The following is an 11924-nucleotide window of genomic DNA, read 5'->3' as shown; positions in this document are numbered from 1 at the left end:
GTCTAGCAAAGTTTTCGCAAGTTTCTTGTAGGACATTTTCCCGTGTGGCGGTAGGCCTCAGCTGCTCTGGCTGGCCACGGCCACGCGCGCAATAGTCGCTAGCAATTCGGAAGGTTCCACCGGTTTCGGCACATGGTCGAGGAAGCCGTTCTCCAGCGCGCGCAGCCGGTCTTCCGGGCGGGCGAAGGCGGTCAGGGCGATGGCCGGCATGCAGCCGCCGCGCGCCGGCCCCAGGGCGCGGATACGCGCCAGCAGTTCAAAGCCGTCCACCTCGGGCATGCCGATGTCACTTAGCAACAGTTCGTAGCGCCCGGCGCGCGCCAGGGCCAGGGCTTCGGCCGCGTTGCCGGCGGTCTGCACCGCGCAATTGCAATCGCGCAGGATGCGGCCAATCAGCTCGCGCGCGTCGGCCTCGTCGTCCACCAGCAACACCTTCAGCCCGCCCAGGTCGCGCAAGCCCATATCCGGCAGGGGAATCTGCTCGCTGCGCGGCGGCGCGTGCAGGCGCTGCGGGCGCGGGTCGCCGCTGGCCAGCGGCAGGCGCACGCTGAAGCTGGCGCCGGCGCCTTCGCCCTCGCTGGCGGCTGCCACCGTGCCGCCATGCTGCTCGACCAGGTGCTTGACGATGGACAGGCCCAGCCCCAGGCCGCCATGGCGGCGCGTGGTGGACGAGTCGCCCTGGCGGAAGCGCTCGAACACGTGCGGCAGGAATTCGGGGCGGATGCCGATGCCGCTGTCGCTCACCGTGATCACGGCATGCCCTTCCTGGGCGCGGATGGTGGTGCGCACGGTGCCGCCGCGCGGGGTGAACTTGAGCGCGTTGCTCAGCAGGTTCCACACCACTTGCTGCAAGCGGTTGGCGTCGGCCGCCACGTGGCCGGTGGCGGCAAAGTCGCGCTCCAGGCGGATGCCCTTGGCCTCCGCCGCCGGGCGCACCGCGTCCAGCGCGGCATCGACCACCACGACCGGCTGCAGCAGTTTCATGTCGAGCAATACCTTGCCCGAAGTGATGCGGCCCATGTCCAGCAAGTCTTCGATCAGCTGGGCCTGGGCGCGCGCATTGCGTTCGATGGTCTCCAGCCCGCGCAGCTGTTCCTCCGGGCTGCGGTTGCCGCGCCGCAGCACCTGCGACCAGCCCAGGATCGCCGTCAGCGGCGTGCGCAGCTCGTGCGACAGGGTGGCCAGGAATTCGTCCTTCATCTGGCTGCTGCGCTCGGCCTCGGTGCGCGCCAAGCGTTCGCGGTCGAGCAGCACCTCGCGTTCCTCGGCGGCGCGCTGGGCGGCGGCGACCATGCGCGCATTGTCGATCGCAATGCCGGCCTGGGCCGCGATGCCGCCCACGATGCGTTCGGTGCGCTCGTTGAACATGTGCGCTTCGGGGTGGCCGAAAAAGAGCGTGCCCACCACCTCGCCAGCGCGCGCCAGCACCGGCACGGCCAGGCCGCTGCGTACTTGCGGGTGCGGCAGGCGCTCGAAATCGGCGGGCGGCGTGCCGGACAGGGTGTGCATGGCCTGGCGCCGGCCGTCGGCCAGCGCGCCATGGTAGAAGAAGGCGCCGAAACGGGCGCCGGAAATGCGGGTGGCGGCGTCGGTCACTTCCTGCAGCAGGGCCGGCAGCTCGCGCTGCTGCACCAAGCTGCTGCCGGTGCTGTTCAACAGTTCCAGGATGGTGGTTTCGTCGCGCAACTGCTCCTGCACGCGCTTGACCTGGTCGACGTCGGTGGCAGTGCCGAACCAGCGCAGCAGGTTGCCGCGCGCGTCGCGCATGGGGTTGGCGCGCGTCAGGAACCAGCGGAAATGGCCGTCGCGCGCGCGGATCGGGTATTCCATTTCAAAGGGCCGGCCGCTGAGCACCGATTCCTGCCAGCGCGCCAGCACGGCCGGCAGCACATCGGGCGGGATCAGTTCGTCCCAGCGCCCGGCCAGCATGTCCTCGCTGCTCATGCCGGTGTACGCCTGCCAGCGCTCGTTGTACCACATCATGGCGCCGTCGGCGTGGGCGATCCAGGCCAGTTGCGGGATGCTGTTGGCCAGCGTGCGCAGTTCCTCCTCGCTGTTGCGCAGCGCGTCCTCGGCGCTCTTGCGCGCGCTGATGTCCTGCACCATGCCGATAATGCCGCGCAGCTGGCCGTCGCCGCTGAAATCGCCATGGCCAACGATGGACAGCCAGCAGCGGCGCCCGTCGCGCTGCACGATGCGGCATTCGGTGTGGAAGTCGCGCCGCGCGGCGCTGGCGTCGACAAAGGCCGCTTCCACCGTGGCCAGGTCGTCGGCGGCGATACGTTCGCGCAGCACCGGCCAGGTGATCGGGATTTCGGCCGGCAGCTCAAAGATTTCGGCGGCGCGCCGCCCCAGGCGCACCTGGCCGCTGCGCGCATCCCATTCCCAGTCGCCCAGGCGGCCGGCCGACAGCGCCACTTGCAGGCGGTTGGTGCTTTCACGCATGCCGCGCTCGTGCAGCTTGCGCTGGTGGATGTCGAGCAGCAGGCAGGTCATGCCGAGGGGCGAGGGCCAGGCCCGCACTTCGATCCAGCGCTGGCTGCGCAGGTAGAAAATTTCGCAGGTGGCCGGCAAGCCTTGCTCCAGCGTGCGCCGCAGCGGGGCTTCCACGGCGTCGCCGGCCAGGGCCGGGAAGGCGGACCATAAGGACAGGCCGCGCGGATCGGCGGGGGAGGGCAGCAGCAGTTCGGCGGCGCGCGGGTTGAGGTACTGGACGGTCCAATCCCTGGCGATGACGGCGAAGCCGTCACCCATACTATCCAGTACGTTATGCGTGCGGGGATCGGGACTCATAACTCATAATTGTAGCCAAGCCTCCCGTGCAGCGACGCACCGTTGCTATCCCAGGTTGTGCAGCACCTGCTGCAGCTGCTCGATATCGTAGGGCTTTTGCATCGAGACCGCCGGGAAGTCCAGGTGGCTGGTCAGCGATGCGCTGTAGCCGGAGGCAAACACGATGCGCAGGCGCGGCTGGCGCTGCAGCGCCACGCGCGCCAGTTCCACGCCGCTCATGCCGGGCAGGCTGACATCGCTGAACAGGACGTCGAAGGGCGCGCCCGCCAGCAGTTCCAGCGCCGCCTCGCCGTTGGCGACGGCGCTCACCTCATGGCCGAAGGCGCGCAGCATTTCACAGACCAGGTATTGGGCGTCCTGGTTATCCTCCACCACCAGGATACGCAGCCGCCCCGCGCTGGCGGCGGGCACGGCCGGCGCGCTGGCCGGCGCCAGCGCGCACAGGATGCCGGCCACCGCGCCGCCGGCATCGCGCACCGGCGTGTAATGCAGGTCGAAATTGGTTTCGAGTACCCGGCCGTCGCGCCACAGCTTGAGCGCCTGGCGCGGGAACACCAGGCTTTGCCCGGCCCAGCATTGTTCAATCGCCTGCGGGTTCCAGCTCCAGGGGGCGGGCGGCACCACCGGGATGGCGCCGCCCGGCGGGCTGGCGCTGGCCGAACCGGCGCTGATGGCGTAGGCCTGGTTGTAGAGCATGACTTGCTGGCGCCCCCACATCAGGAGCATGGGCAGCGGCGTGTTGAGCATGATGTCAAGCGTGAGGCGCAGGGCGGGCGGCCAGTCCTCTGGCGGACCGAGTTCGCTGCGCGACCAGTCTTGGGTTGCCATGCTTTCGCCTGCGGTATGCGCCATATCGATGCCAATGCCTGTTTGCCAATTGGGGCAATCGTACACAGAAAATTGGAAAATGGGGTACGTCCCCATTTTTTGGGCAAAAAAAAGGCCCGCGATTGGCGGGCCCGAATTCTATTTCCTTGGAGGAGAATAGAGGAGACAGGAGTAATGATGCTGCTTTGCGGCATCAAAATCCAATTTTCATTCATGATGAGAGAAATGCGTTTCATGAATGAAGTAATAATGTCGAGAAAGCAATGAATGAAAACTGTTTCGCGGGACTGGACAAGCGCAAAACACGCCCTTATAATTCTGCCTCCTTTGCACGGTGAACTGTGTGAATGGGAGCAGTAAAGAGTGGGAAACGCCGGTTTCGGCACGGAAAGTTAAGCAGTAAGTAAGCTTTCCAAAACGAAATTCATGCGATATAATCCTGCTTCGCTGTTTAAGCGGCTGTAGCTCAGCTGGATAGAGTACTTGGCTACGAACCAAGGGGTCGTGGGTTCGATTCCTGCCAGCCGCACCAGAATTTAGTAAGTGTTGTGCCCCACGCTGTCGAGCGAGGGGTTAAGCAGGAAGTTGTGGGTTTTCATAACTGACTGTTATAATGAAGTTTTTGCGGCTGTAGCTCAGCTGGATAGAGTACTTGGCTACGAACCAAGGGGTCGTGGGTTCGATTCCTGCCAGCCGCACCAGAATTTCAGTAGGTCCCCATCGCCGTCGGGCGGTGGTTGAAGTAAGTTTTGCGGCTGTAGCTCAGCTGGATAGAGTACTTGGCTACGAACCAAGGGGTCGTGGGTTCGATTCCTGCCAGCCGCACCAAATTAAAAGGGTCCATACCGGAAGGTCTGGACCCTTTTTCCTTTGGCGGCGCTATACTTTAGCCATGCTGACCTTGATCCTTGCCACCGCCGCCACCGTGACTTTTGCCGATCCCGGCAAGATGACCGATGTACCGCACAATTTCCGCGACCGCGAGAACATGGAGTACCAGTTCCGCGAGCATTTGGACCAGTTGGCCGCCAAACTGCCGGCCGGGCAGGCGCTGAAGGTCGATTTCCTCGATATCGACCTGGCGGGCGACGAATTCCCGCGCGTGGCGGTGCGCGATATCCGCGTGCTGAAAGGCCAGGCCGACTGGCCGCGCCTGCACCTGCGCTACAGCATCGAGCAGGATGGCCGCGTGCTCGGCAGCGGCGAACGCCACCTGTCCAATCCCAGCTACCTGATGACTGTGAACCGCTACGGCAGCGACATGTACAGCCACGAGAAGCAGATGCTGGACGACTGGTTCTACAAGGACATCCAGCCCCGCCGCTGACCTGTCTCAAGTTCGCCCAGCTTCGTCATGAAATGGCCAGCAAAGCCGACATCGCGCAGCGCTAGGCATCATCACCGTTCAAACCATGGTCAACGCAACCCATATCGCTGCCGTGGTGCAATTCCTGCGTTAATATGCAGGAATGACACTCATCACTTGCATCGAAGACCTGCGCCTGCTGGCCAAGCGCCGCGTACCGCGCATGTTCTATGACTACGCCGACTCCGGCTCCTGGACCGAATCCACCTACCGCGCCAACGAGGAAGACTTCGGCAAGCTGAAATTCCGCCAGCGCGTGGCGGTGGATATGAACAACCGCTCCTTGCGCAGCACCATGGCGGGGCAGGAAGTGTCGATGCCGGTGGCGATCGCGCCCACCGGCCTGACCGGCATGCAGCACGCCGACGGCGAAATCCTGGCGGCCCGCGCGGCGGAGAAATTCGGCATCCCCTTTACGCTCTCGACCATGAGTATCTGCTCGATCGAGGATGTGGCGGCGCACACCAGCAAACCCTTCTGGTTCCAGCTCTACGTGATGAAAGACCGCGATTTCATCGAGCGCCTGATCGAACGCGCCAGGGCGGCGCGCTGCTCGGCGCTGGTGCTGACGCTGGATTTGCAGGTGCTGGGCCAGCGCCACAAGGATTTGCGCAACGGCCTGTCGGCGCCGCCGCGCCTGACCCTGGCCAATCTGCTCAACATGGCTAGCAAGCCGCGCTGGTGCCTGGGCATGCTGGGCACGCGGCGCCGCAGCTTTGGCAATATCGTCGGGCATGCGAAATCGGTGTCCGACATGTCTTCGCTGTCTTCCTGGACCAGCCAGCAGTTCGATCCCGGCCTGTCGTGGAACGATGTGGAGTGGATCAAGCAGCGCTGGGGCGGCAAGTTGATTATCAAGGGCATCATGGATGCCGAGGATGCACGCCTGGCCGCGAACTCGGGCGCCGACGCGCTGATCGTGTCCAACCACGGCGGCCGGCAACTGGATGGCGCGCCATCTTCCATCGCCGCGCTGCCCGGCATTGTGGAGGCGGCCGGCAAAGACATCGAAATCCATATGGACGGCGGCGTGCGCTCCGGCCAGGATGTGCTGCGCGCCGTGGCGCTGGGCGCGCGCGGCGTGTATATCGGGCGCCCCTTCCTGTACGGACTGGGGGCGCTGGGCGAGGCGGGCGTGACGCGCTGCCTCGAGATTATCCGCAACGAACTGGATATCACGATGGCCTTTTGCGGCAAGCGCGATATCCAGCACGTCAGCCGGGAGATCCTCCTGCCCTGAATACCAGGCCGGCCAGAAGCTTGCACAGTTCTTCTACAAAGTTATCCATTTGCGTTTCCTTTCTGCCAAAGGTTGAAGTAGACGCATTGTGAGCTGATTCATTCCTGGGATAAATGCTTATAATTGGATTGAGTATCCCAAAAATGGAGCAATGAATGGATGTACTGCACCATATGCGCCTGTTCGTCGAGGTGGCCAAGCGCAAGAGCTTCCGCGCCGCCGCCGAGGCGCTGGACATGTCGAATTCGACGCTGTCGCGCAATATCGCCGAACTGGAAAAGGCCATCGGCCTGCGCCTGCTGCACCGTTCCACCCGCAAGGTCGAGCTGACCGAAGCGGGCGAAGCGTATTTCAAGCGCTGCCAGGGCATTGTGGAGGAGGCGCTGAGCGCCCACGAAGCTTTGCTCGACTGGTCGGAAAAGCCGGCCGGCATCCTGCGCGTGTCCATGACTTCGAGTTTCGGCATGGGCTACCTGGCGCCGGTACTGGGCGAATTCGCCGACATGTACCCCGACATCAAGATGGAGTTCGACATTTCCTCGCGCACCGTGGACTTGCAGTCGGAGCCGTTCGACCTGGCGATCCGCATGGGACAGGCGCCCACCGCGCCGTCCACGCTGGTGGTGCGGCGCATCGTCAATATGCCGCGCTTCCTCTATGCCTCGCCCGAGTACCTGCGACGGATGCCGCCCTTGGAGCATGCTTGCGACCTGGTGCGGCATACCTTGTGCGGGCGCTCCTTCGCCAGCCGCCTGCCCGACCTGTGGCGCACGCTATACCGTGACGGGGAGGCGGTGGAAGTCGCGGCTCACGCGCGCTACGCCACCAATAGCGCGGCGCTCAGCATGTCGTTTGCGGCCAATGGCCTGTGCGTCTCGGCACTGGACCCGCTCCTGGCTAGCCAGGAAGTGCAGGCCGGGCGTTTGCAGCGCGTCCTGCCGGACTGGCAAATGGAGCCAATCCTGGTGCACGCACTGACGGAAACACGCCATTTGCCGGCGCGTACCCGGCTGTTTATCGACTTTCTGCGCCAACGCCTGGGAGCAGGCTGAGCGCGCGCGGCCTGCATTACAATGGTTGCATCAACCAACAGGAGAATGCGCCATGGCCACCCTGATCCGGCATCGGAAGACCCGCATCGTCACCCTGGAGGCGGGCGACGACTTGCAAGAACACTGCAAACCGCGCGACATTGCCCTGGTGCCCGACCCGGCGGGATGGTGGACTTGTTTCATCGGCGAGGACGGCTCGATTGAGCGCTACGATATTCCGTTTGCGACCTATAATGAGGCGCTGTGGTCGGCCAAGGCCGCCGCTGAATTTGACGCGCAATAGACCTGAGACATATGACCGATACCTCGATCCTGATTATTGAAGACGACGAACATATTGGCCAAATCCTGACTTTTATCCTGCAACGGCAAGGCTATCAAACCACGCTTGCCGGCGACGGGCTGGCCGCGCGCCAGGCTGTCGAGGGCAGCAGCACCCCGCCGTCGCTGGTGCTGCTGGATGTAATGCTCCCATACCTTGACGGCTTCGAGGTGGTTCGCATCATCCGCGCCCGCGACGGTTGGCAGGACGTGCCGATTGTCATGCTGACCGCCAAACACACCGAAAAAGACATCGTGCGCGCGCTCGACGCGGGCGCCAACGATTACGTGGTCAAGCCATTCCAGCCCAATGAGCTGCTGGCGCGCGTGCGCCGCCACCTGAAGGAGCAGGCATGAAGTGCGCCAATCCCGGCGTTGTGGCGGGGCCTGCCGCGCTGTCCGCCTTGGCCGCATTGGCACTTTTGGCCGGCGCCGCGCCGGCGCGCGCCGCCGAGACCACGGTCGGCATCAGCCACGGCATCGACAAGCTGACCGGCCCGCGCGCCGACTGGCACGAAACCGCGCTGACCCTGCGCCACCAACTGGCGCCGCGCTCCGGCTTCGGCCTGGGCGCCACGCGCATCGAGCGCTTCGGCATCCACGAAACCCAGTTCAGCGCCAACGCCGATTTGCCGCTGTCGGAGCGGCTGACCGCCTCCATCGACGGCACGGCCAGCGGCGACCACCAGATCCTGGCACGGCACGCGCTGGGCGCCACCTTGCAATACGAATTCGCCAAGGGCTGGCTGGTGCACGGCGGCGGCCGCAGCAGCAGCTACAACGACGCCCACGTCAACCAGAGCCTGCTGATGCTGGAACGCTATGTCGGCAACTACAGTTTTGCCGGCGCCTGGCGCGCCGCACGCGCCCTTGGCGCCACCGCGCACAGCGGCGAACTGCGCGCCAACTATTATTACGGCGAGCGCAGTGCGGTCGGCCTGTCGCTGGCAGCCGGTAAGGAAGCGGCCAATATCGGCGGCGTGACGCGCCTGGGCAGCGTGCGTTCGGCCGCATTGACCGGGCGCCACTGGCTGGACCAGCGCTGGGCCGTCACTTATGCACTGGGCCATACCCGCCAGGGCGATTTCTACACGCGCAACGGGATCAACCTTGGATTACAGGCCACCTACTGACATCTACCTGCTGCTGGCTTTCTGGACCGGGGTCGGCGCCTTTGGGCTGACCCTCGTGGTCGGCCTGCAGATCATCTGGCTGCGCCTCTCCATGCGCCGGCAGCAGCGGCGCGAGCAGCTGCTGACGTTGAAATGGCGCCCCTTGCTGAATGCCTCCATTGCCGGCGAAACGATCGGCAACCTGCCGGACCTGGCGCCGCGCGACAATCTCCTGTTCATCAAACTGTGGCTGCACTTGCAGCAGGCCGTGCGCGGCGAGGCCAGTGAAGGACTGAATGCCATCGCCCGCCGCCTGGGCTGCGACCGCATGGTGCGCACGCTGCTCGTGCGCGGCAACCGCGCCGAACGCCTGCTGGCGATCCTGGCCCTGGGCCACATGCGCGACAAGGAATCGTGGGCCGCGCTGGCGCGCGCCGCGCATGCCGAAGACAGCGCCTTGTCGGTGCACGCCCTGTGGGCACTGGTGCAAACCGACGCCGCGCGCGCGGCGCAGGAGCTGGCGCCACTGTTGCTGCGGCGCGAAGACTGGCCGCTGTCGCAACTGGCCAATATCCTGCAGAACGCGCGCGCCGAATGGCAGCCGGTGCTGGCCGACGCGCTGGTGCGGCTGGCGCAGGACGAACTGCCGCAAGCACTGCGCCTGATGGCGGCGCTGCGCATGGACCTGCCGCTGCTGCAGCTGCGCGGCTACCTGGGCAGCGGCGAAGCGGAAGTGGTGCTGGCCGCGCTGCGCCTGGCGCGCGCGCCCGGCGTGCTGGAAGATGTGCGCGGCCACGCGGGCAGCGAAGACTGGCGCATCCGCGTGCAGGCCGTGCGCGCGCTGGGCGAGCTGGGCAACCGCGACGATGTGGCGCGCCTGCGCGCCATGCTGTCCGACCCGCAGTGGTGGGTGCGCTACCGCGCCGCCCAGGCCCTGCTGGCGCTGCCATTCTTGTCGGAGGATGAATTGAATGAACTACGCAATGCCGGCGACCGCTACGCCGCCGACATGATCGCCCAGGCCGAAGCGGAGGTTGCATGACGCCCGATCCACAGCTGGTGCAGGTCGTCACGATCTGCGTGCTGGTGTATTTCGTGCTGCTGAACGGCGGCTACCTGATGCTGAACTTCCTCGCCATGTTCGCCTTGCGCCGCCGCTCGCAGGAGGCGGTGCTGGACGACCTGCCGCAGGTGTATTCGGCGCTGGAACCGCCGATCAGCATCCTGGTGCCGGCCTTCAACGAAGAAGCGACCATCGCCACCTCGGTGCGCTCCATGCTGCAACTCTCGTACTCCGAGATGGAAGTCATCGTCATCAACGACGGCTCCAGCGACCGCACCCTGCAAGTGCTGATCGATGAATTCGCACTGGTGCCTTTCCCCGAGGCTTACCGCATCCAGCTTGAGACCAAGCCGGTGCGCGCCATTTACCGCTCCACGCGCTTCCCTAATCTGCGCGTGGTGGACAAGGTCAACGGCGGCAAGGCCGACTCCACCAATGCCGGCGTCAACGCCGCCCGCTATCCGCTGTTCTGCTGCGTCGATGCCGATTCGATCCTGCAGCGCGACAGCCTGCAGCGCCTGGTGCGGCCCTTCCTGCGCGACCCGCTGATGGTGGCCAGCGGCGGCACGGTGCGCATTGCCAACGGCTGCGAGGTGCGCGGCGGCTTCCTGACGCGGGTCGGCATGCCGCGCAACCCGTGGGCGCTGTTCCAGGTGGTGGAATACCTGCGCGCTTTCATGTTCGGGCGCCTTGGCTGGTCGGTCATCAACGGCATGCTGATCATCTCCGGCGCCTTCGGCCTGTTCCGCAAGGATACCGTGGTGGCGGTGGGCGGCTACAACCCGAAGGCGATCGGCGAAGACATGGAACTGGTGGTGCGCATGCACCGCAAGCTGCGCTCGCGCGGCATCCCCTACAAGATCGAATTCGTGCCCGACCCGGTGTGCTGGACCGAGGCGCCGGAAGACCGCAAGGTGCTGCGCAACCAGCGCATCCGCTGGCAGCGCGGCCTGTCCGAGACCATCGCCGCCAACTGGGGGCTGGTATTCAGTCGCCACGGCGGCGTGGTGGGCTGGGTGGCTTTGCCGTTCTTCATCCTGTTCGAGTGGCTGGGGCCGGTGGTGGAGCTGTTCGGCTACGCCTTTATGACCGTGGCCTGGTGGCAGGGCTGGGTATCGTGGGAATCGTTCGCCATCTTCCTGTTTGTGGCGATTGGCCTGGGCATCCTGCTGTCGGCCTTCGGCTTGCTGCTGGAGGAGATTTCCTTCCACCTCTACCCGCGCGCCAGCCAGTTGCTGACGCTGGCGGCGGTGGTGGTAGTCGAGAATTTCGGCTACCGCCAGTTGAACAGCTGGTGGCGCCTGATCGGCCTGTACAAATGGGCGCGCGGCGGTGAAGCCAAATGGGGCGTAATGACGCGCAAGGCGACCTGGCAGCGCGATCTTTAAGCGCACACTCTGAGATTACTTTCCAGCGGGGCGGCCGCTTCCGCCCCGTTGCTGCCCCTCACAGTAATCCTAGTTCTTTAAGGCAGAACTTATCTGACCATGTCCAAACGTTGTATCGGTTTGATCGCCCGCTCTCTTTAACCGAAAACTGTCGATTCGAGTATTTGAATTTCCCTCGAACGGCAATTCCTGAAAAACCTGTTCCGGGTGCAATTCCTTGGTATATAGATTCGAGTTCGAAACTAAAGCAGTCCTGGTCATATGCCTCCCGAATCACAATTCGAACTTCCCCCTTTGCAGTCGGTGGCAAGGGACTAACGTTCGATTGAACTTCTCTCCTTGCCACACCCTCAGCGCACATAAGCACAACGTCTGCTTGAATTCGCTGGGATGTTTCTTTGTCAAAGACACAAAGTATCGGTAGTACGAAATTTATAGCGATTGCGTCCGCCAATTCCGGAGTCAAAGTCATATGGATTTAGTTGTTATTCAAGCGACGGATCGTCAATTGTCCTCATATGGGCGTTAGCGCCACTGATCTGGGGGTACAGGCGGCGGTGCCGTCAAGCATCCGCCAATGGGCGGGCAAAGACAGATTCTGCAATCTTCCTCAGCTGAAATACCTCACGAGCAAAGAAATACGTAGCTGCGTGACCGTTTCATAAAACCTGCTGCAAGAGGAACGACGCCATTCGGGGTCACGATAAATTCAAATTTTCCTGTGCAGATTCGGGCAGCTTCCCGTTGGGCATGGATGAGTA

General features: G+C 64.1%; 10 protein-coding genes and 3 tRNA genes. 11 read left to right on the top strand and 2 right to left on the bottom strand.

Features of this window, described 5'->3' with window-relative positions; translation table 11 throughout:
- Positions 1 to 57: 57 nt before the first annotated feature.
- Together GTP41_RS23910 and GTP41_RS23905 are read right to left on the bottom strand one after the other, a co-directional pair.
- On the bottom strand, positions 58 to 2793 hold the full coding sequence (locus GTP41_RS23910) for an ATP-binding protein (RefSeq protein WP_161028099.1): 2736 nt from the start codon (positions 2791 to 2793) through the stop codon (positions 58 to 60).
- 45 nt (positions 2794 to 2838) lie between these two features.
- Positions 2839 to 3621: a response regulator gene (locus GTP41_RS23905; protein WP_229503041.1), complete on the bottom strand. Its 783-nt coding sequence runs from the start codon at positions 3619 to 3621 to the stop codon at positions 2839 to 2841.
- A gap of 455 nt (positions 3622 to 4076) precedes the next feature.
- On the opposite strand from GTP41_RS23905, the gene GTP41_RS23900 reads away from it, so the two are divergent.
- From GTP41_RS23900 to GTP41_RS23850, 11 genes are all read left to right on the top strand, one after another.
- A tRNA-Arg gene (locus GTP41_RS23900) sits at positions 4077 to 4153 on the top strand.
- Between the two features lie 92 nt (positions 4154 to 4245).
- Positions 4246 to 4322: transfer RNA gene (locus GTP41_RS23895), tRNA-Arg, on the top strand.
- 50 nt (positions 4323 to 4372) lie between these two features.
- Positions 4373 to 4449: transfer RNA gene (locus GTP41_RS23890), tRNA-Arg, on the top strand.
- A gap of 64 nt (positions 4450 to 4513) precedes the next feature.
- Positions 4514 to 4948 (top strand): DUF3016 domain-containing protein, encoded by a 435-nt coding sequence (locus tag GTP41_RS23885; protein WP_161028097.1) that lies wholly within the window; start codon positions 4514 to 4516, stop codon positions 4946 to 4948.
- 142 nt (positions 4949 to 5090) lie between these two features.
- Positions 5091 to 6227, top strand: coding sequence for an alpha-hydroxy acid oxidase (locus tag GTP41_RS23880; RefSeq protein ID WP_161028096.1), 1137 nt, complete (start codon positions 5091 to 5093; stop codon positions 6225 to 6227).
- A 155-nt stretch (positions 6228 to 6382) separates the two neighbouring features.
- A complete protein-coding gene (locus GTP41_RS23875; RefSeq protein WP_161028095.1) occupies positions 6383 to 7279 on the top strand; it encodes a LysR family transcriptional regulator in 897 nt (298 codons plus the stop codon).
- A 52-nt stretch (positions 7280 to 7331) separates the two neighbouring features.
- On the top strand, positions 7332 to 7562 hold the full coding sequence (locus GTP41_RS23870; RefSeq protein WP_161028094.1) for a hypothetical protein: 231 nt from the start codon (positions 7332 to 7334) through the stop codon (positions 7560 to 7562).
- An 11-nt stretch (positions 7563 to 7573) separates the two neighbouring features.
- Positions 7574 to 7957, top strand: a complete 384-nt coding sequence (locus GTP41_RS23865) for a response regulator transcription factor (protein ID WP_161028093.1) — start codon at positions 7574 to 7576, stop codon at positions 7955 to 7957.
- Positions 7954 to 8733 (top strand): YaiO family outer membrane beta-barrel protein, encoded by a 780-nt coding sequence (locus tag GTP41_RS23860; protein ID WP_161028092.1) that lies wholly within the window; start codon positions 7954 to 7956, stop codon positions 8731 to 8733. Before GTP41_RS23865 ends, GTP41_RS23860 begins: the two co-directional genes overlap by 4 nt.
- Entirely contained in the window at positions 8711 to 9754 is a 1044-nt protein-coding gene (locus tag GTP41_RS23855) for a HEAT repeat domain-containing protein (RefSeq protein ID WP_161028091.1), read from the top strand. Before GTP41_RS23860 ends, GTP41_RS23855 begins: the two co-directional genes overlap by 23 nt.
- Entirely contained in the window at positions 9751 to 11163 is a 1413-nt protein-coding gene (locus GTP41_RS23850) for a glycosyltransferase family 2 protein (protein ID WP_161028090.1), read from the top strand. Before GTP41_RS23855 ends, GTP41_RS23850 begins: the two co-directional genes overlap by 4 nt.
- The last annotated feature ends 761 nt before the right edge of the window (positions 11164 to 11924 follow it).

It is taken from the genome of Pseudoduganella guangdongensis (assembly GCF_009857475.1).
In the GTDB taxonomy this organism is placed as follows: Bacteria; Pseudomonadota; Gammaproteobacteria; order Burkholderiales; family Burkholderiaceae_D; genus Rugamonas; species Rugamonas guangdongensis.
Note: the sequence above shows the minus strand (reverse complement) of the source record. Positions and strands in the feature narration are given on the sequence as shown.

Excerpts from the sequence above, each read along its gene's own strand:
- GTP41_RS23910 (WP_161028099.1), bottom strand. The coding sequence starts at position 2,793 with ATGAGTCCCGATCCCCGCACGCATAACGTACTGGATAGTATGGGTGAC.
- GTP41_RS23905 (WP_229503041.1), bottom strand. The coding sequence starts at position 3,621 with ATGGCAACCCAAGACTGGTCGCGCAGCGAACTCGGTCCGCCAGAGGAC.
- GTP41_RS23885 (WP_161028097.1), top strand. The coding sequence starts at position 4,514 with ATGCTGACCTTGATCCTTGCCACCGCCGCCACCGTGACTTTTGCCGAT.
- GTP41_RS23880 (WP_161028096.1), top strand. The coding sequence starts at position 5,091 with ATGACACTCATCACTTGCATCGAAGACCTGCGCCTGCTGGCCAAGCGC.
- GTP41_RS23875 (WP_161028095.1), top strand. The coding sequence starts at position 6,383 with ATGGATGTACTGCACCATATGCGCCTGTTCGTCGAGGTGGCCAAGCGC.
- GTP41_RS23870 (WP_161028094.1), top strand. The coding sequence starts at position 7,332 with ATGGCCACCCTGATCCGGCATCGGAAGACCCGCATCGTCACCCTGGAG.
- GTP41_RS23865 (WP_161028093.1), top strand. The coding sequence starts at position 7,574 with ATGACCGATACCTCGATCCTGATTATTGAAGACGACGAACATATTGGC.
- GTP41_RS23860 (WP_161028092.1), top strand. The coding sequence starts at position 7,954 with ATGAAGTGCGCCAATCCCGGCGTTGTGGCGGGGCCTGCCGCGCTGTCC.
- GTP41_RS23850 (WP_161028090.1), top strand. The coding sequence starts at position 9,751 with ATGACGCCCGATCCACAGCTGGTGCAGGTCGTCACGATCTGCGTGCTG.